Genomic DNA, 23,919 nt, shown 5'->3' with positions numbered 1-23,919 from the left:
CTTTCTTTTTCCGATGAAACAGGAGGTAAGGCAGACCCGGGACGTTGCGGCTACAAAGGTCAGATGCATCAACACCGCCCGCATAAAAAGGCATTCTGAATAACCTGGCTGGATAAGGCGACAAACATTGACTAACTTGAACAGGCACTGTCGCACGACTCTCATCACCCTCATTCGGGATGGCACAACATGATGAAGAAAATTCTCTTTGCCGCAATTCCTCCCATTCTTCTGTCTCAGGCCATAGCGGCTGAGGTGGATGTATCCAAAAAGTCGATTTGCCACCAGCAAGCTGTTTCAGCAGGAAAAAGAGCCTATATCCAGGTTCTTGAACCTACCATGGAGCAGAGACTACAAAACAGTATACTGATCAAACAAACACCGGAAGAAGGTGAAGTAACCCTTACAGACAAACAGAACACCCAGTATTACGGCACCTTCATCATGGGAGCCCAGAAGCAACCGTTCACGGGAATACTGGATACCGGATCCAGCAATATCTGGACGCCGGAAAATAACTGTTCCACACCGGGCTGCCAGGGCAAGGAAAAATTCAATCCGAACCTCAGCAGTAGTTTCTTAACCTGTGGCCAGGAACTCTCCATTCAGTATGGTACTGGTAGCATTCAAGGTTATGTAGGCTATGACACCGTCACGTTTGGTGACATCACTGTCACCAACCAGGGTATCGGTCTGGCCAGCCAACTGTCCGACGACTTTCAAAACTCCCCTTTTGATGGCATCTTTGGCCTTGCCTACAAGTCCATCGCCAGTGATCAGGTCACCCCCTGGATGGACAATGCGGTAGCACAGGGCCTGATTCCAAAAGCCATTTTTTCATTCTATCTATCCAATACCCCAGCCAACGGCACTGGTCGTCTGATTATTGGTGAACCGGATCCGGACTATTACCAGGGGGAAATCACCTGGCACTCCCTGCAAACTCTTGAGACCGGTGACCCTGTCGATTATTACTACAACATTGCCTTTGACAGCATTGCCGTTAATAACGACAGCATTCCTCTGACCTGCCAGCATCAAGGACACTGCCGGGCCATTGTTGACTCGGGCACCTCTCTGATCGTCGGGCCAGCCAATGATATTGCCAGCATCCAGAACGCCCTGAATATCAATCCGGACTGCTCAAACCTTCATGAACAGCCAAATCTGGTGTTCACTATTGGTGGTACCCGCTACACCGTTCCCCCTGAGTTCTATGTGGTGAAACAGGTCGACTGGTGGGGGCAGGAACAGTGCACTGCCGGACTGGCTCCCGGAAACCAGGACTTCTGGATTTTCGGCGATGCCTTTATGCGGGGATTCTATGTTGTGTTTGACAAGACTGACAGCCGCGTAGCTTTCGCCAGACTGGCAGAGAGACTTGGTGATCCCCGGGAGTTGAGAAAGCTCTTCACATCTCACCCTATGCTCACGTCAGGCCTTACAAAGCAGTAATATAGCCGTTTTCCGATAGCTGACAGTGGTTCTACATTTAACGGTAGTGTTATCCTATGAACTTCTTTCAATAAATTATTTATTGATCGTAGTCATAAAAACATCAGTTACGCTCATGCATGATGGAACGATAAAACAGAATATCCAGCAAGAGGGAAAAATTATGCGTGGAATTACCAAGGTTCTGGCCGTTGTTGATACCAGAAAGGAACAACAGCTGGCCCTTGAACGGGCCAGCCAGATCTGCCGGGTAACCGATGCTGTCTTGCATATTCTTGCTCCTAACCCCAAAGCCGATGGTGATTCAATGGTTCGCCTGGAAGCACTGGCTGAGCCACTGATGGCCGAGGGTCAGGAAGTTTATCTTCATGAAACGTGGAATGGTTCTGTTATAGAAACCATTATCCATGTGCGTCAGATGGAACGCTGCCACCTTGTTGTCAAAGATGCCAAGTTAATCACTGCCCTTCAGAAAGCCTTTTCTACGCCTGAAGACTGGAGTCTTCTTCGTCGCTGCCGGGTTCCTGTCCTGCTGGTTCAGGATAATAGCGACTGGACCAGCGGCAAAATTCTCGCTGCCATTAATGCCGACCCGAGAGACCATTATCACAGCATTCTTAACCAGGCAATCCTGCAATACGCGACAGATATTGCCGATGAATTCTCATCAGAACTTCACCTGGCCACCGCGTACCCGACCACCAGGCTGGCGATTCAGGACCGTGGTGATGGACTGACCGATAAGGACTACCACAAAAAACAGTGTCAGGAATACACCCGGGACTTCAATCTGAATGAAGACTATGTCCATATTGAACCGGGCCCAACCGAAACAATGATCCCGGCAATGCTGAAAGAAACCGGCGCCAAACTGTTGATTCTTGGAACTCACGCCAGAACCGGTATTAGCGCCCTGGCGATTGGCAATACCGCTGAACATCTTATCTCTGAAGTCAAAACCGATATTCTGGTACTTCAGCCTAAACACCACATGATCCCACTGGAGCGCGAACTGGGTAAATAAGCCCGTATAATAGCTGCCAGCCCCATGCTGGCAGCCACCAAAAATAAATTCACTTCTTTCTGTAACGAAACCGGATAACGCGGCTAAAAACTTCTATATTGTTTTATCAAGGTTTTCCTCCCTTCACCGATTTTTTTTTCAAGTAAGAGATACACTTCAGGCTGATTGTGTTTCACCACCTGCCCAGGTTTTTCCTGAGCCTAGCGAAGCCAGAAGCGGTTCAACCGCATACTGGTATTTTCTTTCCACATAACTGGTAATTCCCTGAGACTGGATATGAACAAGAAAGAACTGGTTGAGCAAGTCGCTGAACAAGCTAACCTGACCCGAAGCAAGGCCGAGCTGGTTGTCAATGCCTTTATCAGCAACATGCAGGAGACACTGGCAAGCGGCGACATCGTTCAACTTATTGGTTTTGGTACATTTTCAGTAGCAGACCGGTCGTCCAGAAAGGGGCGTAACCCGCAAACCGGTGAAGAAATTCATATCCCCGCCTGCAAGCTTCCTCAGTTCAAGCCGGGCAATAAATTCCGGGAGATGATTAAATAGACCATCACTCCGGGCTAATCTTCTGATACTTTTCGCTAAAAAGTGAAAAAGCGCCAGGAAGGCGCTTTTTTCTGAACGTTTGTTCGGGTTATCTATGCCATTGCTCTCATCACATTAAGAATGGCTCTTTTCTTCATAAGATTCATTCGATGCAACTGACCGATAATCTCCCCATCCACTTCAGAGTCACTGATGACCTCATCAGGGCTGGTCAGATACTGATTTCCGCGGCCGGTGGCCAGCCACTCGAAAGACACTTCGAGAATCTCAGCCATCTTGCGCAGATTATCAAGGCTGGGACTACTCATGCTGGTTTCCCACTGGGCCAGCGCACTTCTGGACACACCAATCAAATCGGCCAGGGCCTGCTGCGAAAACTTCTTGTCTTTACGGGAGCATAAAATCCTTGTTGTCAGGTTCATCCTTACACACTCACGAAAGGTTCAGAAAGATATCCATACCAGCAAAACACACAGATACCCCATCACATAATTATTTCATTATGTCATTCGGCCATTTCTATAAAAGCGTTAGATTCAGCTGATGAAGGGAGATGAAGGGAAAATAGAGGAAAGGTGAAACAGGCCACGGCAAAACCGTGACCTGAAAATGAGCATTACAGAGCCAGCATCAGACCAGCGATGGTTGCACTCATGAGATTAGACAGAGTACCCGCAGCTACCGCCTTGATCCCCATGCGGGCAATATCCTGACGACGGTGTGGTGCCATAACGCCAAGGCCACCGAGAAGAATTGCGATGGAAGACAGGTTAGCAAAACCACACAGCGCGAAGGTGATGATGATCTGGGTACGCTGTGACAGTACCTCAACACCTGCAGCAGCGGCTGCTTCAGGGTTCAGGTAATTGACAAAGTCCATGTAGGCAACAAATTCGTTCACCACCAGCTTCTGGCCGATGAAACTGCCCGCCGTTACGATTTCATTCATTGGCACACCAATCAGGAACGCCAGGGGACTGAACAGATAGCCCAGAATGATTTCAAGGCTCAGGTCAGGGTAATCAAAGAAGCCACCAATCCAGCCCATGATACCGTTAACCATGGCGATCAGGGCAATGAAGGCCAGCAGCATGGCACCCACGTTAGCAGCCAGCTTCATACCGGAAGAAGCACCAGAAGCGGCAGCGTCTATCAGGTTGGCAGGCTTTTCGTTGCTATCTTCTTCATCAACCAGTTCAGAATCATCCGGTGAGTCCGTTTCAGGCTTGATCATTTTGGCCATCAGCAAACCACCGGGTGCTGCCATGAAGCTTGCGGCGATCAGGTACTTAAGCTCGACCCCCATGCCGGCATAACCCGCCAGAACAGAGCCTGCAACCGAAGCCAGGCCACCCACCATAATGGCAAACAACTCAGAATTCGTCATACGACCAATATAGGGCCTTACCACCAGCGGGGCTTCAGTCTGGCCGACGAAGATATTTGCCGTTGCAGACAGAGACTCTGTACGACTGGTTCCCAGTACTTTCTGCAGCGCACCACCCAGGATGGAAACAACCTTCTGCATAACGCCCAGGTAATAAAGAACGGCAACCAGAGAAGAGAAGAAAATGATAATCGGCAGTACGTTGATGGCAAAAATAAAGCCGACCTTGAAGTTACCCAGGTCACCAAACAAGAAACCGATACCCTGGTTTGCATAACTGATAACATTACTTACCGCGTTGGAGACACCACCGAGAATTTCCTGGCCCAAGGGAACATAAAGTACCAACGCTCCCAATCCGGCCTGAATAGCAAAGGCCCCCCCTACCGTTCGCAGGTTGATCGCTTTTCGATTATCGGACAGTAAAAAGGCAAGCGCCAGAAGGCTGGCAATACCCACCAGACTCATAAGTATTTGCATGTTAACAGGTTACCTTAAAGGAATGATCGGTACTGACCGGTTACCCGGTCCCAACTATAGATAATGCGAGGGAATTGTATAACCTGATTTACAAAAACAGAACCGTTATCTGACACAATTGTTCAAAATTAGAACAAATTCACGGTAACCCATTAAGTGAAATCAACGGACTGAATCATACAGTTGAATAATGCTTGAAAAGTCCAGGGTACTGTCAGAGTGAATTGAATGTATTTTATACAGATTCTCAGCCAGCGAAGCCATGGGCGTTGCCGTATTGCTGCCGGCAGCTGTATTCATAGCCAAACCGAGATCCTTGGCCATAAGCCCCACCATAAAACCACCCCGGTAACCATGACTGGCAGGAGCCTGAGGCATGACGCCAGGCACCGGGTTATATTTCTCCAGTACCCAGTTCCCCCCTGAACTGTTATTCATGATTTCTGAGAGGACGGCTGGATCAAGGCCATTATCAATTCCCAGCTTAAGTGCTTCCGAAGTGCCGGTCATCAGAATAGCCAACAGCATATTGTTGCAGATCTTGGCCAACTGTCCTGCACCCGCGCCTCCAGCGTGAAAAATATTCTGCCCCATTACCTCAAGATAGGGTCTGGCCTGCTCTACGGTCTCAGCACGGCCGCCCACCATAAACGTCAGTGTGCCAGCTTCAGCACCGGCAGTACCGCCGGAGACGGGTGCATCAATAAAGTCGATACCCTGCTCTTCAGCCTGCTGCCCGACTTTTCTGGCAACATCCGCTTCTATGGTGCTGCAGTCTATCACCAGACAGTGGCTGCCAACGGTTTTGAAGAGTCCTCCATCCCCCAGGTACAGTGATTCAACCTGTTTACCGGCGGGTAACATACTGATCACAGCACTGGCACCCTGTACAGCCTCAGCCACAGATTCGGCCTTTGAACCTCCGGCCTGCTCCAATTGATCCAGCGCCTCGGGAACCAGATCAAAACCACAGACATCGTACCCGGCTTTCACCAGATTCTGAGCCATGGGTCCCCCCATATTGCCAAGGCCAATAAATGCTATTTTTGTCATCATTATGATCCTTATTCAATGCAGCCAGATTGACAGCCATCTGATCAGCAGCTTTACAGGGCAAGCCTATACAGGATGCACTTGTCTGGATTAGTCGTAATGCCACTCAGGTTTTCGCTTATCAAGAAACGCACTGACGCCTTCCGGCTGATTCTTGCCATTAAACAGATTAAGAAACAGCTCTCTTTCCGCTGGCAATGCATCCTTTGGGAAACCGGAACGCCCCATCTGTACCAGCTTTTTACAGGCTCTCAGGGCATCAGGACTCTGCCTGGTGGCATCGGCCGCCAGGGCCTTGGCACGCTCAAGGCTTTCGCCACTGACCACCATTTCCTCTACCAGTCCAATCTCCAATGCTTTTGCTGCATCCACCTTTTCGCCGCAGAGAATCATGCGCTTGGTCCAGGCCTCCCCCACCAGCAGGGTCAGGTTCTGAGTACCACCGGCACAGGGTAATAGTCCCACTGCCGCTTCAGGCAGGGCCATAATGGCACCCTCTTCCGCAATACGCAGGTCACAGGCCAGGGCTACTTCAAGTCCTCCACCCATTGCATATCCGTTGATGGCCGCAATGCTGAGCCCGGAAAAGTCACTGAGGGCTTCAAAAGCCCTGCCAAAGCTTTGTGCAAATGGCCGGGCCTGATCCGGGGTCAGGTTAGCAAAGCGCTTTAAATCGGCGCCTGCACTGAAAAACTTCTTCGAGGCCGAAGTGATAACCAGGGCAATCACATCAGACTTACGGTTCAACTGGTGAATAATCTGTTCCAGCTCATCCAGACTTTCCGGTGTCCAGGTATTCGCCGGGGGATTGTCCAGGGTGAGAATGGCGGTACGTCCTTCATAGGCCAGATGTAGCTTTTCAGACATAATCACTGTAACTCCATGCCAGTTTGGGAAATGTTCTCTGAGAGCAAACGACGGGCGACTATCAATCGCATAATTTCATTGGTTCCCTCAAGAATCTGGTGGACCCGGCTATCCCGCACATGTCGCTCCAGGGGATACTCCTTGATATATCCATAACCACCATGAATCTGCAGGGCTTCGTTACAGACCCGAAACCCGATATCCGTGGCAAAACGTTTAGCCATGGCACAGTATGCTGTCGCTTCAGGATCCTGATGATCCAGCTTGAAGGCCGCCAGTCGCACCATCTGCCGGGCGGCCACCAGCTCTGTATTCATATCCGCCAGCTTGAACTGCAAGGCCTGGAAACCGGCCAGTTCACGACCAAACTGCCTGCGCTCTTTCATATAGGCACGTGCCGTGTTCAGCGCCTGCTGCGCGGTACCTACAGAGCAGGTGGCGATATTGATTCGACCGCCATCCAGGCCCTTCATCGCGAAAGAGAAGCCCTGGCCTTCCGCGCCCAGCAGGTGGTCTGCCGGTATACGGACATTGTCAAATGAAATCAGCCGGGTTGGCTGGGCATTCCAGCCCATCTTTTGTTCTTTCTTACCGTACTGGATACCTGCCAGATTAGCGGGAACGGCAAAGGCCGAAATACCTTTTGGACCGTCTTCGCCGGTTCTTGCCATGACCAGTAACAGATCGGTACTGCCAGCTCCCGAAATAAACATTTTTGAGCCATTAAGCACATACTCGTCGCCATCCCGCACGGCCCTGGTTTTCAACGATGCGGCATCACTGCCCGCCCCAGGCTCGGTCAGGCAATAAGAAGACAATGTCTTGCCACTGACCAGCCCTTCCCCCCAGTCTGACTTCACCCGGTCTGTGGCAAATTCACTGATCATCCAGGTCACCATATTATGAATGGTGATATACGCTGTCGTAGCCGTACAACCCATGGCCAGCTGCTCGAAGACAATATGAGAATCCAGCCTGGACAGCCCCATCCCTCCCATGGACTCATGGGTATACAGGGCACAGAAGCCTAGATCACCCGCTGCCTTGATCACATCAACCGGGAAATGTGAATCAAGATCCCACCGGGCTGCATGGGGCGCCAATTCTGCCTCAGCAAATTGCCGGGCCAGGTCACGAAAAGCGACCTGCTCTTCAGAAAGGTTGTAATCCATATAAAAATGCCGTCTCTGGTTTTATATTGTTCGTAAGGCCTGGGGCATGCGGCATTTTTATTAGTGGTTAACGCGCTGCCGCCAGGTTGATGTTCACAGGAAAGGTATCAGCACATTTCAATCGCTATGGCCGTCGCTTCACCACCGCCAATACAGAGTGAAGCGACGCCCCTACGGCCGCCAGTCCTTTTCAGGGCATGCAACAGAGTGACCAGAATACGGGCACCGCTGGCGCCCAGGGGGTGGCCAAGTGCACAGGCACCACCGTGAATGTTGACTTTGTCATGGTCCAGACCCAATTCACGAATGGCCATCATGGCCACCACGGCAAACGCTTCATTCACTTCAAACAGGTCTACATCGCTGACTTGCCAGTGGATTTTGTCCAGCAATTTACGGATACAATCTACCGGGGCAATGGTAAATTCTTCCGGTTTCCGGGCATGGCTCTGATAGCCAAGAATTCTTGCCATAGGTTGTAAGCCCTGCGCTTTTGCATCACGTTCACGCATTAACACAAGCGCTGCTGCACCATCAGAAATAGAACTGGAGTTTGCTGCCGTCACCGTCCCATCTTTAGTAAAGGCTGGACGCAACTGCCGGATTTTGTCCGGTTTGGCCTTGCCCGGCTGCTCATCCGTATCAACCAGACCTTTACCGGTTTCAACTGGCACAATTTCCTCAGCAAAAGCACCGGAGCTGATCGCTGTGTTGGCCCGCTCAAGGGAAGCAAGGGCATAATCATCCATAGCTTCGCGGGTCAGGCCAAAACGGTCAGCCGTTTCCTGGGCAAAGACACCCATGACTCCCCCCCGGCAGGCATCTTCCAGACCGTCAGTGAACATATGATCCTTTACCTGACCATGGCCAAGCCGCATCCCCCCCCTGGCTTTATCCAGCAGGTAAGGGGCATTGGTCATACTTTCCATACCGCCGACAACCACCAGATCGGCTTCACCGGTTTTCAGCTGGGCTGCTCCGAGCATTACGGTTTTCATACCGGAACCACAAACCTTGTTCAGTGTCGTGGCCGGCACATGGACGGGAATTCCTGCAACAAGCGCAGATTGACGAGCAGGTGCCTGGCCGGTACCCGCTGGCAATACACAGCCCATTAGTACTTCTGATACGTTTTCTGGAACAATGCCTGCCCGCTCCAGGGCGGCCTTGATAGCAACAGCACCCAGTTCAACCGCAGTCGTAGACGACAAGTGACCTTGAAATCCACCCATCGAGGTACGGGCAGCGGAAACAATAACAATACTTTCCTGAGACGGATTGGGTGCAGAAGACATATAAAACTCGCTTTTTTTTATTTGTGTATTTTTATTCGAGGGCAATGTTCCGTGTTTTTCTCGCAACTGTCATTTTGCATCATATATCTATCGCCGCCAGAAAACGATATCAGAGCGAAACTGATACAGGCAACCCTTCACCATCCGGGGCAAAAACCCACAGGTAAACCCGGGAACTTTCCAAGCCTGTTTTATGTCTGAATTTGAACACTGATCTGGAAATGACCCCGCGTGAACAACATCTACGAAACACCGCACCTGGCCAGTCCGGAGCTAAACCCCGGGCAATTATTATCAACATCTTTACAGCCCACGGCCAATTGTGGCACCCGTTCCGTGACTGCGGTTGCTCCCCATCAAGCGCAGTGGTCCGCATCCACAGAAACTGGGACTACACCCGCAACTTACACAAACAGTATTTACGCAAAGACCACGCCAGACCATGACCAGCCATCGCTGGCCAACCGGTCCCTGGTCCGGGCTGACCCGTTACCGAAACCCGTTTCAGATAGCCACCACCCTGCATCTGTTGTCGATCCAGGCGCGGGTCCGGACACAGTCGCGGGGGCGGCCCTGAAAAGAACCACCAGCGGTCGTGAGTTGTTGAGCAATGCCCTGTTGCGCATCTGTTGCCCGGGCCTGAACACCGATACTAAAACCAGTGCTGAAACTGCTCCTGGCACCTGGGCCAGCTTCAAACACTGGCTGGAGAATACAGGCATAGTGATACCTGGCTCACCTGAATGGCACATCAGGGGCTCAGTTTATGATTTCTACCGGACAAAAAGACCAGGTGAGGGTTTGCCCGCTGAGACACCGGACCGTGAACAACAGCTATTACACCAGTTCACACAATCAACTGCAGCCGAGCGGCTATACCGAGCCGCTGTTGAGAATAACCTGGTCGCTCTTGAAGCTTATCTGCGTAACGCTGGTGTCAATATAAACAGCTGTCATCTCCGAAGTACCCCGTTAGACAGGGCGGTAGAATGCAACCAATGGGGTATGGTGGAGACATTGCTGGAGTCAGGTGCGGATATCATGCCACCGCCACAGGATAATTTTAAAACCCATTTGCTACACCAACTCTTCAATGTAAGATCGGTTAACAGCATTGACGACAAGACACTGGCTATGCTGACGGAAAAAATCCTGAAAAGGCATGCCGGGGAGATGGTAATATCTAATAGCCCACCTCACTGGGGCAGACACGTACCACTGGCTTTATACGCCTTTACCCAAACAGCCCTGTCGGGAGTAGATCCCCGGTTAATGGCCACCATACTGACACAATACCCATGGGTTCGCCCCCATCTACAAGACAATCACACCGCTGAGGAGCTGATCTTTAATGTGATCCTGGGTACACAGGATTTACCACTGACCGTCCAGTTTCTTCTTGATCTGAAAGGTCCGGATGGCCAGCCTATGATTGATCCTGAAGCTTGCAACACTGGCCAGGAAATGCACTTTCTCCCGGAGCTTGCAGCAACACGACATCCGAATACGCTCAGAGTGTTAAAGGATGCTGTGCAAAGGCAACAGGATAAAGAAATGATAAAACCTGCGGGTTCGTCAAGGCAGCAGTTCAACAGTTTCGCCGAACAGCGGCATCTTCAGCAGAACAGCCAGCTCAAACAACGAACGGGCACAACCAACAGGTCTTGACTTTCACAGCATCCGGGCCAAGCATCAATCAGGTACTTATGTACCTTGTTATTTGCAGTGACCAATTTGAAAAATACCATGTCTGTCGCTTAGATAGTGTATCGGTACTGAGATGTTCGCTATGAAAGCTCTACAACAGAATACACTGGTTATCTATATTGATGCTGCACCTGATCCCCGTTGTGAAGGCATGTGCTTATTTAATGCGTAAGCCCTGCTTTCTTTGACGCTTTATCTTCAGGAAAGCAGGATCATTAAACATTCCTGTTGAGGAAAGCAGATGTCTGGTATTGGTGATAATGCATAGTTAACGGGAACACTTTCAGTGTACAGGGGGACATATTCATCAGGAACTGACTGTGGTATGTCAGGAATATCCGTTCTGAAAAAGCCTGTTCGATCAGAAATTGTATGCGTTTCAATATCATATTCACTCAATAAATTAATTTGAATCAATTTTGAGAGAACGCATACCGAAGATATTGATTACAAACCAGTTAACTGACTCTACTATTAAGCAGGGAATTTATCTCACCGGAATATTCAGAGATAGAAACTCTCTGCCGCCTGTTATTTTTCTGAGGTTAGAATAATGAATACTGATGGTATCAAACCGTTTTCCACTAATTTTTACGTAAGCAATGAAAACAGTAATATTAAAGAAGAAAACTCAGCTATAAAACCTGCTGAATCCGAGAAACAAGTGCCAACAAGTTCTTCACATCACCAGCAAGATTCTTCTTCCCTTAATCAGAGAGCGATTGAACCTCCGAGAATTCATCTGTGCCGTGGTCATATAGGTGGTGACCCGTCCCGAAACCCTCATCTACCCAGTATTCAAGAGTGTCTTATCAAAATAGCTTATAGCGAGGCCAGTGCTTTGTGGGATTCTGGAGAACCGGATATTTCAAAGTTTAACGAAAGAATATTTTCCAGGTTTTTGCCTGAATTTTTCACCAGTCCAATTTTAAATTTGCTGAATTACCGAGTGCTCGCTGAAAAGCACGACTCAAGCGACGAGTACGTACATCTTGCTGCTGCAATGTGCAATGCTCTGGGGGAAGAATATCAATATATTGTTGATTGTTGCGCCAATTGTACCCATAACTTCAACTTTGGCTTCAGCCACTGCCTTGGCCGTTTCGCCGATATGTTAATGGAATTTCATGCACGTAAAGGCTTGAACTTGCCTGAGTTAAGACAAGATATCATCGACGGCTTGAATACAGACCGCCAGACTCTGGTAGAGAAGATTGCCCATCAGGAGATAGGGCGTGTAAACACTATTCTTCAACAAGGTTCATCCATAGAAGATAAATATGAGCCAGTTGGTAATTTAGCATTAATTTTCTTTGCCCTTTCCGCCAACAATCTAAATGAGGCAAACCATCTTTTCCGGGAGGCTTGCTTTAAAGATGCAGATGGCAAAAAGATAGACCGGAAGAAAACCCCACCTGTTTACAGCAAAAAATTTACAACTGACCCCTCAGATACTTATCAATATGTTTATTATTCCGTAAGACATATAAAAGATATGACTCATTTACAAAGACTGGTTGACCAGATTAAAAACCATTTAATTCCGGATAAGGGCACCGCTTCAGCGAGTTATGAAACCAGGCTCAACCAGGAGGCTGTCCAGGAATAGCTTCCCTCCAGGCGACCCCATAGCGAGGACGGCAGAAAATCAAGGATAAAAAATCTGCCTTCCCAGCACTCAACCTGCACCATCCCTGCCCTGTCAGATATCAATTACCTCAAAAGGCACGAGGGGATTAACATCAGCATCATAATCCACACCATCAACACCAAAACCGAACAACTTCAGAAACTCCTCTTTATAGAGAACATAATCGGTCAGCTCAGCCAGGTTCTCATTGGTCAACTGTGGCCAGATATCCTGACAATGATTCTGAATATCATCCCTGAGTTCCAGGTCATCAAGGCGAAGGCGGTTATCATCATCCACTGCTGGAGCGGCACCATCACTGCGGTAAAGGCGCTCACGGAACATACGGTTGATCTGTTCGATACAACCTTCGTGCACGCCCTCTTCCCGCATTTTCTTAAAGACCATGGAGATATAGAGCGGCATCACCGGTATCGCAGAGCTGGCCTGAGTGACCACACTCTTCAGTACCGCAATATTGGCTGAACCATGAATCGATTTCATCGAATCATCGATGGCATGGGCTGCACGGTCCAGGTCTTTCTTGGCTTCACCCAGCGCACCATCCCAATAGATCGGCCAGGTCAGTTCCGTACCGATATAGCTGTAGGCCACTGTCTTACAACCTTCTGCCAGAACCCCCGCTGCAGACAGCGAATTCATCCAGAGTTCCCAATCCTGCCCCCCCATTACCGTGACCGTTGCTGCCACCTCCGCGTCAGTGGCAGGTTCGACGGTCGCTTCAAACAGGGTGTCTTTGTTGGTATCAACGGCGGTTGCCCGATATGTCTCACCCATCGGCTTCAGTACAGAACGGATCACCTCGCCAGTATCCGGCAGTTTTCGCACCGGTGATGCCAGCGAGTAAACCACCATATCCACCTGACCGAGATCCTGCCTGATCAACTCAATGGTCTTTTCTTTTGCTGCATGGCTGAAGGCATCGCCATTCAGGCTTTTTGCATAGAGGCCAGCTTCATGGGCCAGTTGGTCAAAGGCCGCAGAGTTGTGCCAGCCAGCAGTGCCCGGCCTGGTTTCAGTAGCCGGCTTCTCATAGAACACGCCAATGGTAGCAGCGCTGGAACCAAAAGCTGCGGTAATACGGGAAGCCAGCCCGTAACCACTGGAGGAACCAATCACCAGCACTTTTTTCGGGCCATTGGCTACCGGTCCCAGTGACCGGGTGTAAGCAATCTGCTCCTTCACATTGGCTTCACAACCTACCGGGTGGGTTGTGGTGCAGATAAATCCACGAATCCTTGGTTTAATGATCATCGTTGTCCTCAACAGGTGAAGTTTGGTTCTAAAACCAGCGGCTAAATACCAGCCATGAGCCCGTCTGTATAAATAACGGGGTAGCTTATACAAAAGCCACAGTTCAGGAAAGAGATGGTGCGTATAAGTCGGTAGCGTTATGGGTCTGTTTGTTTCAATTTGTAAAATGTGCAACACAACTGAACCGGTCAGTCTACCCCTGATGTTACCGGAAGTATTTAAAACTGTGGAACAGAACAAATGTACAGCCAGTTTCAGGAAAACAACAAGCTGCACTCATTGAGAATGGTTCAATTGAATTGGAGGGTTTGCCATGCTGGACAGCAATAATAAGGGGCGTAGCCCTGTGCATCCCATCGGACCGGGGAGCATGGACTCTTGCATTGACATCAACCTTGTGTTTAACCAGAATTTGCGCACTTTTGATATCCTGAGCCATTATCAAAGGTGGCAAGTAGTCCAACTGACCGGAAACGATGTCTGACGAATTTACGGGAGTTTCATGACTCACCAGAATCTCAACAACCTACATCGAGGCCATTTTTCCGGCTTTACGTGACAATCTCCGGAGCATGGGAACCAGGGGATGTGGCTGCACGGGCATTAGCACTCTTCTGTATTACGCTCTAAATGCGATAATGAAAACTCATTTCGCTCAGGAGTCTATGGGATGAGTAGCCTGAAGTCGGATGTTAATCTTTTTATAGAGATAGCGAACAAACACATTGTGATACAACAATTATGGTTTTACCTTTGTTGGCTTCCACAGCAGAAAATACAATCATCAAGTTAGTACCGGGTAATCTCCAAATATAAAAATAAATAGCATTTATCGATAGATAATCTATGGTTACCTCTTCATCCATATTGAAAAATAGTTGAAATGGAAAGTTTACCTGCTTATATATATTCCTCAATATATACGATGTGCAATCCAGAGCCTGTTAAATTATGAAACTGTATCGAGGATAAGGTATATGATACCTTCAGGAATTCAATGCTTTTGCAATGACAATTATTTCCCGTCCGATATCGAACTGAAACAGCACTTGAAAGATAAGCATTTATTGCCCACATTCCGCTGTAAATCTGTTTCAGCCTTTGAAAAAGAGTGCGAAATACCTGCCAACCCGGATTTTCACGACCATGTAAGGAGGCTTGAACTGGCAAAACGAATGTGCATTGAAATAATGGATTCTGACCAAAAAAGTACTGACCTTTCCACCGATCATATTCGCCGTTATACCCGCCTGATCCAGAAAGAAATTAACACCCTGAAATTGAACAATACCTTTTCCTGGTATTCACATGACCCGGCAGAGATAGAAAACCCTGAATTCCTCAATTTTTTAGGACTGGATACTACCGATATCAATAATATTGTCGTGATTGCGTACAGTGGCAACAGCATGCAATGCACCACCACTGATCCTTCTTCAGATATTGATTTACAGGTAATCATAAAAAAACCTGAAACCGAAGAAAATTGTTACGATTTTGACTTAAATGCAAAAAAACTACCAAAGCAATACAGGCCTGAATTTGATAGTACGAAGAATTCCAGGTTCGCAGAAAATGATGAAAGTCAAATCAATTTTTCGACATGTTCATTACCTGCATTCATTTGGCAGTGCTTGAACTCTGATTCTATTTCCTTGAATTTATTACATGCTGGTGATGAAATGATCTTACATGAGGGGCCTGATCGTTTTTTTTCAGAATTAAAAAAACATAAGCATACATTTTACTCAAAAAATCTACCCTATGTTGGATTTGCAAAACACTTGATAGGCAAAACGAAAGCTATCACTCCTGAAGGATCACCTATTGGTATAGATCAGCAGGATAAGCTTCATGATCTTATCAAGATTCTTAACAGGCAATGGTCTTATAACATTGAACATGCTTTAAAAGATATACACGGCTTTGATGAATTAATTATTCGAGACCAGGATGGAAGTCAAAACTATTCGATAGCAGGCTTGGAATTTAGTGCAAAAACCAAAACCAAAAGAGTCATCAAACCATTAGAAAACCAGCTGGCAAAGATTAAAGGCGAAGTAATAGACAATAAAAATCCATCGATAATTGCCCGTCTGATAACACAGAGCAAAGAAATATTTACAAATGGTGATTTTGAATACCCACTTCCAGATAGCTCGCTGATGATAAACCTGATAGATAGATGCAAAGATGAGGACACTAAAAAAATAGATGAAATGATAACAGACTTTTTATCACAACATAAAGAATGGCCAGAAAAAAGTGTACTTGCAGAAAGTGTTGACAGGGGCTTCTGGAAGAACTGGCTGCAAGAGAAAGGTATTGTCAGGCTGGTTTGAAATAACCTGCTGAGCGGATACATATCTTTCTATTTGAACACATTCAAGATCCGATGTTAGCTTTTGATTGTCAAAAATATATAGTGAGGTGTAAAAAGGATGAACTTTTAAAAGAAAGAATGGTCAAAAGGCTTAATTCAATAATTCTACCATTCTATGGATCCCTCAAATAAGCCAACGTCATTCAATACTGATTTTTACAGTCTTTTTGTGGGATCATCAGAACTGTTAGAGCTAACGTATGAATCCGTCCCCAGCGAACAATCTCTGACATATAAAGGCATGTCTGTTCAAAAGTTGGAAGCTACTTCGCCTGCTTACCACAACCGGTCGGTAATGCCAAAAAATAACGCTGGTTCTGTTACGGTATTGGATAAATATGATATCGAAACTCTGAAACTTATCGATACAGCAGACTTTTTCGGCTCGGATATTCCTGAAATACCAACATCCGTTCTTGATAAATATGTACCCTGGCATTCCAATAAAGAAAAAGAACACGAAAATGACACGCTATCACCAAGACCAGACACTTCCTTTATTCAGCAGGTATGCTTATCGGGGAACGAGCCACCAGCGGATAACCAGACCCCAGAAGATCAGTCAACAAATCTTCCCGCCGTGCCCTCGCCCTCTAACCCACCCGGTATACAACCAGTTACTGTCCCCCTGAATAAGTACCAAACGACAAGCGATAGCCTGGTCCCCACGGGAGAAGGAACTGCTGATGGCAACGCTTCAATAGTTCCGCACACAATGGTGCTTAATACAGCCACTGAGCGCAGAAGGAAGTACCAAAGAGAGTACCAAAGGGAACGTCGCAAAGATCCTGTACACGCAGAGCGGCTAAGGAAACTCAATCGAGAGTATAAAAGGGAGCTTCGCAAAAATCCCGTTTATGCAGCGCTTGAAAATAAGCGCCGAAGGCAGTATGCAAAAGAGCGTTACTGGAATGATCCTGATTATGCAGAGCGCATGAGGCAGAAAGGAAGGGAGCGCTACTACAACCATCTCAATTGCGCAAAGCAGCAGAAGGAGCAAAAAAATGAGCGTTACCGCAATGATCCTGAATGCGTAGTTCTATCACACCAGCGCAAGTGTTAGGCGAAATTCGACGGGTGGCAATGTGGTTGCGACCAGAAAATCAGGCTGACAGCCTGATTTATAAGGGTAAGTTTGAGGTGTCGACACATTAATGTGTGATTCGGACTTCTGTACATCCAGATGCTCCTACCCGGACATGCTGCGGAGTAATCCAAGGTGTGAAGCTCCGGGGACAAAGCCTCACCTCAAGAGCGCCTTGATTACCAGCCAGATGCCAGTTGATCACTGGCATGAACTGATCGGTGATCCGACACTGGCAGATGCGATTCTGGACCGGCTGATTCATAACGCTCACCGCGTCCCTTTAAAGGGTGAGTCACTGCGCAAGAAACAAGCAAAACTGGCGAAGCCCGAACCTACGTTCTAAGCTGCAAACCGATGCGTCGCTGCGCTCCGATGGGGGTGGCTGAATGTTTCCGGAATGCAGGAGCAATTTTCGGTCTTCTGCTCGATCACCACACAGGAATAGTGCTAAATATACCGATAAAAATAGCGATAATAATAGTGGTTAAGTTGTCATAACCCCTTTAAAATATAGATTATTATTGCAGACTGGAACTGATAATGACTTCCGTTACTCCATATCTTCAAGCTGACAAATTGGGAGAATATCAGGATAAGCTTGTTCAGTTATACATGGCTGATGCAGCCTTAAACCAAACCATTCCTGACTCTATTAGAAAGTCTACCGAGTGGTTATTGAGACAAGTAAACTGCTTTTATAGTAATAAAATTGAAGGTAACCCTACTCACCCTAAAGATCTGCTAAAAACTCAAGAGTCAAATCAGACTAATTCTTCTGAAGAGTTATCTGGTGCAATTCTTGAACTTCTAGTCCACCTCGAAGCGCAGATTAAAGCAAAAAACGCCTCCACATCGCTGAAGGATGTATGTACACAGGAATTTATTGGAAAACTTCACCAGTCGTTCTATGAGAAGCTCCCCGAAGAACATCTTATCGTAAAGGATCTTGAAGGTCGTGAAATTGTAAGAAATGATGGCAGTAAATTATTAATAGTTCCTGGAGAATATCGTACCCTGGATGTTAAGGTAGGATCACATATTCCTCCTGGTCCAGATGAACTCTCAGGTTACATGAGATGGTTAGAACAGATGTTTAATCCTGAGAGAATTCATGGAACAAACAGAGTTATTGCAGCAGCTGCTCTTCATCATCGTTTAGCATGGATTCACCCATTTCAAGATGGTAATGGCAGAGTGATTCGCCTACTCACGGACTGTTACATGAGATGTGCCGGTTTTGGTGGATATGGTTTATGGTCCATAACCAGAGGCTTTGGACGGAATACTCAAAATTACTATTCAGCGCTTGCAGAGGCGGATAAACCAAGGCAAGGGAATAGCGATGGTCGTGGCAATTTGTCAGATGCTGGCTTGTTGCACTTTACAAAATATTTTATTGACACTGCTCTTGATCAAGTGAGTTACTTTTCTGACTTATTAGAGCCGCGGAAACTGGGGATTAGGATTGACTACTATTTTGAAATGAGGGCAAAAGGCGGGTTACCGGATTCATCTGGTGAACAGTTACCATTGCTAAAGATTATGGCAAGAGATATATATCGCTTATTACTTGAAAAAGGTGCTATGAGTAGAAGTGCAATATGTCAGCATTTGGGTAAAAGCGAACAAACACTCAGACCAATTTTAAAGCAAATGGATAGCGAACGTTTGATTAGTGCCAAGCCAAAAAAAGATATTGAGCTGAAGGTTTCTGCAAACTCTGTTGAGTTCCTCTTCCCGCAATTATGGTAACAATGGGCATAAATCGGGTAATAGCTGGTCTTTCTCCAGCTCTCGCTACACCACCACGACATGTGGGTTCGCACCGGGCGGTTCACCGAGGATGGTGAAACCTGATCCATAATTTTTTCAGCGAAACAAACCCAAGGTTTGCAAGAAATCTGTCGTTTAAAGCCAGCTGCGCTGCCAAGGTTTTGCTTAATCGGTAGTGCCCTTTGCTACTGATTGCGATCCCAGCGGCCTTGATGTGATCAACGCCTAACCTGACCAAACTTCTATATTTCGGCTTCAGTGGCTTTCACCACCTTGCTTTTAGTAAGGAGGTCAGTCATGTCTTTTCAGGTCAGTTTAAAAGTCAAGCATCGCGCTGTTTATAGCAATTGTACGCTCTTGATAACCTTCAGAACTGAATACTGATCCAGCGATTTTTTTGGCATCACGTTTTCCTCTGGAAAGGTAATAGAATCGGGTTTCAATCCGGGATAGTTCCTGTATTCAGGATCATGAGTAACATCCTCTATTTTCAGTTGGCCTTTGCCAGCTGTGCTCTTTCCATTCACAATGATACTGTTTTCTGATGGCATATCAGGTGTCAATGGGCGTGTTAATGTTGATGCAGGTATTGTCATATCGTCCTCCGTGACTTTGTTTCCAGAATTTGAGCCATGATAACCGGATGAATAACCCATGATAATGACCATAAGGTTAGAAATAGTAACCGGGAGCATCATTGAATGATGATTAGTCACCGACTATGCAAGGAAAACCTTTTGATTAGCCCCGGGATAAATCCCGACCTCGCCGGGCAACCCCGGGGTAGTCATCTTCAAGCAGAAACGCAGAGAGAGCCAGCAGCTTTTCGCCCAGCGCCTCTTCTGACTCAGCCACCAGGTTGATATGCCCCATTTTACGACCGGGGCGCTGGGTTTTGCCGTACCAGTGGCTGGTGACATTGGCAACTGACAACACTTCAGTGGGAATATCGGGCTGCCCCAGTACGTTAATCATGGCACTGGGACCAATGGCTTCGGTGGTGCCAAGGGGCAGACCGGCAATGGCCCTGAGATGGTTTTCGAATTGGCTGCACAGAGTCCCCTGCTGGGTCCAGTGGCCGGAATTATGAACCCGGGGTGCAATCTCATTCACCATCAGCCGACCATCCACATCAAAAAACTCAATGGCCAATACCCCGACATAGTCCATTTCAGAAGCCAGCTTACTGAAGGCATCCACCGCCTGGCGGTGAATGTCGGTAGCGATGGATTTGGCAATGGATAACGTTAGAACACCGTTCGTATGCTCATTTTCAGTGACCGGATAGATAGCCATATTGCCCTGTTTATCCCGGGCACCGATTACCGACACCTCCCGCTGAAAGGGAATCATTTTTTCAGCAATAATAGCGTGGGGTGCATTTTTGCTGCCCGCCGCCAGGAAATCTGACATTTCCGACCAGATCTGCTCAATATTACTGTCTGCCCTGATCCGCCACTGCCCTTTGCCGTCATAGCCAGCCTGACAGGTTTTAATAACCAGGGGCAGCCCCAGATTCTCGATAGCCACATCAAGGTGAGAACGATCGGTGATCAGCTGGTAAGGCGCACAGGGCACACCGGTTTTATCCAGCAACGCTTTCTCAATGCTGCGGTCGCCACCGACTTTGATAGCCTGCTTGCCCGGATAAAACTTTCCGGACGCCGCACACAGAGTCAGTACATCGTCAGGAATATGCTCAAACTCCGCAGTGATGGCATCACATTCAGCAATAGCCGCCGCAAGGCTTTGATCGCTGACCTGGAGTGTCAGGGGATGCACCAGCTTTTCGGAGCCAACATCATAGGAGATGATATTGATATTCAGCGGCGCCCCTGCAAGGCTCATCATGCGTGCAAGCTGGCCCGCACCTAACACTAGAATATTCATAGGGTTTGTTTTCACTCGGCAGGATCAGGGTTGGCCAATACGGTTTCGGTTTGCAGCTTTCTGAATTCATCGATCCTGGCCTGCAACTCAGGCTGCTGACAGCCAAGGATCTGTGCTGCCAACAGACCAGCATTGGCGGCTCCGGCTTCCCCGATGGCCAGAGTACCCACGGCAACGCCTTTGGGCATTTGACAAATAGACAATAAAGAGTCAATACCGTTCAGGGCATTGGATTTAACGGGCACCCCCAGTACCGGCAGGCTGGTAAAGGCAGCAGCCATTCCCGGCAGATGGGCCGCCCCTCCGGCACCGGCAATAATCACTTTGATTCCCCGGGCCGCAGCCTGAGAGGCATAATCCGCCAGTAATTGTGGAGTACGATGGGCAGAAACAACCCGTGTTTCGTAGTCGATAGCGAATTTATCCAACATATCAGCTGCATGCTGCATCGTAGGCCAGTCGGACCTGGAACCCATGATAATGGCAACGGTCATATCCACTCCTCTAAATCTGAGCGGGCAATAATAGCACATTTAACCCGTTTGCCTTCTGGGAAAACAGAAGGCAGTTGCATTCCGGCGGGAGGATAGCGATTCCGGTTAATGATGCGGTTCGACCGGTAAGATGCGGATCGGCTGGTAAGATGCGGATCGCCCGGTAAATAGACGAGCTGCCATCACGGCAAATGGAACCTAATAGTCATCTGGTGGTCAAATGGCGGGTATTTATCGTCCTGCAGGGTTTTATTCTGAAAGCGACCGCATCACCCTTGCCTGATCCGGGGCCTGCTGGTTGGGTTGGCCATAAAGCTGGTTCAAGCAGGCCGCCCATAAGTTCATTTAACGGCAAAAGGGTCTCACACCAGCAGTTTCACAGGGCGATAGCCTCCACTGCTGTTAATGGCAAAGATGTTGAAGATGCCTTCTGGAAAAACAAGCGGTTACCACGACGTAAAATCACCACGACGGATGTGCTTGCCGCCTATGGCAATGATCGGTCGTCCCTCAGGGGTGGCTTCTTCCTGCAAAAACTCTGTTTACAGAACATTCTCCATGACAATAGAAAAATCACCCCGGATCAGGTCATTCAAGAATTCATCCGGGATCCGGACCGCAGCAACAAGTACAAATTAGCCATAGCGCGCTTCAAGGCGGAATGTTGTCTGAGGGGCCTGCCCCTGAATGGCCAGCCAGTCACAACGGAGGCGGTGGCCAGGGATTGTCAGGCAGCCGGGGCGACACTGGAGCTGGCACGCTTTAGTGAACAATGTTGCCTGAAAGGCCTGCCATTATACGGCCAGCTGGTCACACCGGATGACGTGGTTAAGGATTACCAGTCAGCCAACGCAACTCTGGAACTGGCACGCTTCAGGGCAGAATGTTGTTTGAGAGGCCTGGCGTTGAATGGCCAGCCAGTCACAACGGGTGCCGTGGTTGAAGGTTACCTCGCCGCCGGGGCAATGCTGGAACTGGCGCGCTTCAAATCGGAATGTTGCCTGAAGGGCCTGGCATTGTATGGCCGGCTGGTCACACCGGATGTGGTGGTTAAGAATTATCTGGCCGCCGGGGGAACGCTGGAGCTGGCGCGCTTCAAGGCAGATTGTTGCCTGCGGGGCCTGGCGTTGAATGGTCGGCTGGTCACACCGGATGTGGTGGTTAAGGATTATCTGGCTGTCGGGGCAATGCTGGAGCTGGCGCGCTTCATGGCAGACTGTTGCCTGAGGGGCCTGGCACTGAACGGTCAGCCGGTCATACCGGAGGCGGTGGTTAAGAGCTTTCCGGACAGTTCGGAAGGCAAACTGGGGATAGCGCGTTTCAAGGAACAGTGTTGCCTGAGGGGGCTGGTGTTGGAGGACCAGCAGGTGACACCGGATGACGTGGTCAAGGATTATCTGACAACCAGGTCAACACTGGAAATAGCCCGACTCAAGGAGCATTGTTGCCTGAAGAACCTGCCGTTGAATGGTCAGCCGGTCACAACGGAGGCAGTGGTCAGGGATTATCGGGCAGCCTGTGCAACCCTGGAGCTGGCGCGTTTTATGGAAAAATGTTGCCTGAAGGGCCTGGCGTTGTATGGCCGGCTGGTCACTCCAGAGGCGGTGATTGAGAAATATCTGGCAGTTAACGCAACACTGGAACTGGTACGCTTCAGAATGGCATGTTGCCTGAAGGGCCTGCCGTTCAACGGCAGGCAAATCACGCCGGATGAGGTGACCAGGGATTTTCACGCTACCCGGTCAAAACTGGAGCTGGCACGCTTCAAAGAGCAATGTTGCCTGAAAAACCTACCATTGAATGGCCAGCCGGTCTCACCGGAGGCGGTGGTTGAGGGGTATCTGGCAGTCAATGCAGAGCTGGAGCTGGCACGCTTCAGGGAGCAATGTTGCCTGAGGATCCTGCCGTTGTATGGCCAGAAGGTTACACCGGAGGCGGTGGTTGCAGGTTATCAGGCGGCCATGGCCACTCTGGAACTGGCACGTTTTAAGGAGCAATGTTGCCTGAGGGATCTGCTGCTCAACGGCCAGAAGGTCACACCGGAAGCGGTGGTAAAGGACTTCCGGGCGGTCAATGCAACGCTGGAGCTGGCACACTTCAAGGCAGAATGTTGCCTGAGGGGCATACCGCTGAATGGCCAGCAGGTCACCCCGGATGGGGCGGTCAAGGATTTCCTGGATAGTCCGGAAGGCAAACTGGGTGCTGCACGCTTCAAAGCGGAATGTTGCCTGAGGAGCCTGTCCCTGGATGGTCGGCAGGTCACACCCGAGGCCGTGGTGAAGGATTATCAGGCGGCCAGGGCAACACTGGAACTGTCGCATTTCAGGGAGGCATGCTGCCTGAGGGGCCTGCCATTGAATGGCCATCGGGTCACACCGGATGCTGTGGCCAGGGATTT

The 23,919-nt window shown here is 48.7% G+C and carries 19 protein-coding genes and 1 pseudogene; 10 read left to right on the top strand and 10 right to left on the bottom strand.

All coding sequences use genetic code 11. From position 1 onward, the window contains the following. The first annotated feature begins 189 nt into the window (after positions 1-189). From KDK13_RS16905 to KDK13_RS16895, 3 genes are all read left to right on the top strand, one after another. Positions 190-1,455 (top strand): pepsin-like aspartyl protease, encoded by a 1,266-nt coding sequence (locus KDK13_RS16905; protein WP_257286159.1) that lies wholly within the window; start codon positions 190-192, stop codon positions 1,453-1,455. A 163-nt stretch (positions 1,456-1,618) separates the two neighbouring features. Next, the gene (locus KDK13_RS16900; RefSeq protein ID WP_257286158.1) at positions 1,619-2,479 is read left to right on the top strand and encodes a universal stress protein; all 861 of its coding nucleotides are present in this window, start codon (positions 1,619-1,621) and stop codon (positions 2,477-2,479) included. A 276-nt stretch (positions 2,480-2,755) separates the two neighbouring features. Further along, complete coding sequence (locus KDK13_RS16895) at positions 2,756-3,028, top strand: HU family DNA-binding protein (RefSeq protein ID WP_257286157.1); 273 nt, start codon at positions 2,756-2,758, stop codon at positions 3,026-3,028. A gap of 92 nt (positions 3,029-3,120) precedes the next feature. Here KDK13_RS16895 and KDK13_RS16890 read toward each other — a convergent pair whose 3' ends face one another. The 6 genes from KDK13_RS16890 to KDK13_RS16865 all read right to left on the bottom strand — a co-directional run bounded on the left by KDK13_RS16890 (position 3,121) and on the right by KDK13_RS16865 (position 9,282). Further along, positions 3,121-3,450 carry a helix-turn-helix domain-containing protein gene (locus tag KDK13_RS16890; RefSeq protein WP_257286156.1) on the bottom strand — a complete coding sequence of 110 codons (330 nt, stop codon included), beginning with the start codon at positions 3,448-3,450 and terminating at the stop codon, positions 3,121-3,123. Between the two features lie 194 nt (positions 3,451-3,644). Next, positions 3,645-4,895 (bottom strand): NupC/NupG family nucleoside CNT transporter, encoded by a 1,251-nt coding sequence (locus KDK13_RS16885; protein WP_257286155.1) that lies wholly within the window; start codon positions 4,893-4,895, stop codon positions 3,645-3,647. A 162-nt stretch (positions 4,896-5,057) separates the two neighbouring features. Further along, a complete protein-coding gene (mmsB, locus tag KDK13_RS16880; protein ID WP_257286171.1) occupies positions 5,058-5,948 on the bottom strand; it encodes a 3-hydroxyisobutyrate dehydrogenase in 891 nt (296 codons plus the stop codon). Between the two features lie 90 nt (positions 5,949-6,038). Next, entirely contained in the window at positions 6,039-6,815 is a 777-nt protein-coding gene (locus KDK13_RS16875; protein WP_257286154.1) for an enoyl-CoA hydratase, read from the bottom strand. Positions 6,816-6,817: 2 nt separating this feature from the next. Beyond that, positions 6,818-7,987, bottom strand: coding sequence for an acyl-CoA dehydrogenase family protein (locus tag KDK13_RS16870; RefSeq protein ID WP_257286153.1), 1,170 nt, complete (start codon positions 7,985-7,987; stop codon positions 6,818-6,820). 107 nt (positions 7,988-8,094) lie between these two features. Next, positions 8,095-9,282: a thiolase family protein gene (locus tag KDK13_RS16865; protein WP_257286152.1), complete on the bottom strand. Its 1,188-nt coding sequence runs from the start codon at positions 9,280-9,282 to the stop codon at positions 8,095-8,097. Positions 9,283-9,513: 231 nt separating this feature from the next. Here KDK13_RS16865 and KDK13_RS16860 point away from each other — a divergent pair, with 231 nt between their 5' ends. Next, positions 9,514-10,950: an ankyrin repeat domain-containing protein gene (locus tag KDK13_RS16860; RefSeq protein WP_257286151.1), complete on the top strand. Its 1,437-nt coding sequence runs from the start codon at positions 9,514-9,516 to the stop codon at positions 10,948-10,950. A gap of 592 nt (positions 10,951-11,542) precedes the next feature. Next, positions 11,543-12,598 (top strand): hypothetical protein, encoded by a 1,056-nt coding sequence (locus tag KDK13_RS16855; protein ID WP_257286150.1) that lies wholly within the window; start codon positions 11,543-11,545, stop codon positions 12,596-12,598. A gap of 93 nt (positions 12,599-12,691) precedes the next feature. On the opposite strand, the gene fabV is transcribed toward KDK13_RS16855, so the two are convergent. Further along, positions 12,692-13,894: an enoyl-ACP reductase FabV gene (gene fabV / locus KDK13_RS16850; RefSeq protein WP_257286149.1), complete on the bottom strand. Its 1,203-nt coding sequence runs from the start codon at positions 13,892-13,894 to the stop codon at positions 12,692-12,694. Between the two features lie 977 nt (positions 13,895-14,871). Here fabV and KDK13_RS16845 point away from each other — a divergent pair. From KDK13_RS16845 to KDK13_RS16830, 4 genes and pseudogenes are all read left to right on the top strand, one after another. Then, positions 14,872-16,236 carry a hypothetical protein gene (locus tag KDK13_RS16845; RefSeq protein ID WP_257286148.1) on the top strand — a complete coding sequence of 455 codons (1,365 nt, stop codon included), beginning with the start codon at positions 14,872-14,874 and terminating at the stop codon, positions 16,234-16,236. A gap of 336 nt (positions 16,237-16,572) precedes the next feature. Next, complete coding sequence (locus KDK13_RS16840; RefSeq protein WP_257286147.1) at positions 16,573-17,340, top strand: hypothetical protein; 768 nt, start codon at positions 16,573-16,575, stop codon at positions 17,338-17,340. A gap of 187 nt (positions 17,341-17,527) precedes the next feature. Beyond that, a pseudogene (locus tag KDK13_RS16835) lies at positions 17,528-17,707 on the top strand (ATP-binding protein); the annotation flags it as partial. Positions 17,708-17,904: 197 nt separating this feature from the next. After that, positions 17,905-19,116: a Fic family protein gene (locus KDK13_RS16830; RefSeq protein ID WP_257286146.1), complete on the top strand. Its 1,212-nt coding sequence runs from the start codon at positions 17,905-17,907 to the stop codon at positions 19,114-19,116. 359 nt (positions 19,117-19,475) lie between these two features. Here the strand turns inward: KDK13_RS16830 and KDK13_RS16825 are convergent, their stop codons facing one another. The 3 genes from KDK13_RS16825 to purE all read right to left on the bottom strand — a co-directional run bounded on the left by KDK13_RS16825 (position 19,476) and on the right by purE (position 21,521). Further along, positions 19,476-19,733, bottom strand: coding sequence for a hypothetical protein (locus KDK13_RS16825; RefSeq protein ID WP_257286145.1), 258 nt, complete (start codon positions 19,731-19,733; stop codon positions 19,476-19,478). A gap of 145 nt (positions 19,734-19,878) precedes the next feature. Beyond that, positions 19,879-21,027 carry a 5-(carboxyamino)imidazole ribonucleotide synthase gene (locus KDK13_RS16820; RefSeq protein WP_257286144.1) on the bottom strand — a complete coding sequence of 383 codons (1,149 nt, stop codon included), beginning with the start codon at positions 21,025-21,027 and terminating at the stop codon, positions 19,879-19,881. An 11-nt stretch (positions 21,028-21,038) separates the two neighbouring features. After that, positions 21,039-21,521 carry a 5-(carboxyamino)imidazole ribonucleotide mutase gene (purE, locus tag KDK13_RS16815; RefSeq protein ID WP_257286143.1) on the bottom strand — a complete coding sequence of 161 codons (483 nt, stop codon included), beginning with the start codon at positions 21,519-21,521 and terminating at the stop codon, positions 21,039-21,041. Positions 21,522-21,712: 191 nt separating this feature from the next. Here purE and KDK13_RS16810 point away from each other — a divergent pair. After that, positions 21,713-23,919: hypothetical protein (locus tag KDK13_RS16810; RefSeq protein WP_257286142.1), on the top strand; the 2,207-nt coding region annotated here is incomplete at its 3' end.

The organism is Endozoicomonas sp. SESOKO1 (assembly GCF_024606265.1).
Classification (GTDB): Bacteria; Pseudomonadota; Gammaproteobacteria; order Pseudomonadales; family Endozoicomonadaceae; genus Endozoicomonas.
This window is presented reverse-complemented; position numbering and strand designations above follow the sequence as displayed.

Coding starts and splice junctions, on each gene's coding strand:
- KDK13_RS16820 (WP_257286144.1), bottom strand. CDS start 21,027: ATGAATATTCTAGTGTTAGGTGCGGGCCAGCTTGCACGCATGATGAGC.
- mmsB (WP_257286171.1), bottom strand. CDS start 5,948: ATGACAAAAATAGCATTTATTGGCCTTGGCAATATGGGGGGACCCATG.
- KDK13_RS16885 (WP_257286155.1), bottom strand. CDS start 4,895: ATGCAAATACTTATGAGTCTGGTGGGTATTGCCAGCCTTCTGGCGCTT.
- KDK13_RS16840 (WP_257286147.1), top strand. CDS start 16,573: ATGCCAAAAAATAACGCTGGTTCTGTTACGGTATTGGATAAATATGAT.
- purE (WP_257286143.1), bottom strand. CDS start 21,521: ATGACCGTTGCCATTATCATGGGTTCCAGGTCCGACTGGCCTACGATG.
- KDK13_RS16830 (WP_257286146.1), top strand. CDS start 17,905: ATGACTTCCGTTACTCCATATCTTCAAGCTGACAAATTGGGAGAATAT.
- KDK13_RS16870 (WP_257286153.1), bottom strand. CDS start 7,987: ATGGATTACAACCTTTCTGAAGAGCAGGTCGCTTTTCGTGACCTGGCC.
- KDK13_RS16900 (WP_257286158.1), top strand. CDS start 1,619: ATGCGTGGAATTACCAAGGTTCTGGCCGTTGTTGATACCAGAAAGGAA.
- KDK13_RS16845 (WP_257286148.1), top strand. CDS start 14,872: ATGATACCTTCAGGAATTCAATGCTTTTGCAATGACAATTATTTCCCG.
- fabV (WP_257286149.1), bottom strand. CDS start 13,894: ATGATCATTAAACCAAGGATTCGTGGATTTATCTGCACCACAACCCAC.
- KDK13_RS16825 (WP_257286145.1), bottom strand. CDS start 19,733: ATGACAATACCTGCATCAACATTAACACGCCCATTGACACCTGATATG.
- KDK13_RS16875 (WP_257286154.1), bottom strand. CDS start 6,815: ATGTCTGAAAAGCTACATCTGGCCTATGAAGGACGTACCGCCATTCTC.
- KDK13_RS16895 (WP_257286157.1), top strand. CDS start 2,756: ATGAACAAGAAAGAACTGGTTGAGCAAGTCGCTGAACAAGCTAACCTG.
- KDK13_RS16890 (WP_257286156.1), bottom strand. CDS start 3,450: ATGAACCTGACAACAAGGATTTTATGCTCCCGTAAAGACAAGAAGTTT.
- KDK13_RS16865 (WP_257286152.1), bottom strand. CDS start 9,282: ATGTCTTCTGCACCCAATCCGTCTCAGGAAAGTATTGTTATTGTTTCC.
- KDK13_RS16905 (WP_257286159.1), top strand. CDS start 190: ATGATGAAGAAAATTCTCTTTGCCGCAATTCCTCCCATTCTTCTGTCT.
- KDK13_RS16855 (WP_257286150.1), top strand. CDS start 11,543: ATGAATACTGATGGTATCAAACCGTTTTCCACTAATTTTTACGTAAGC.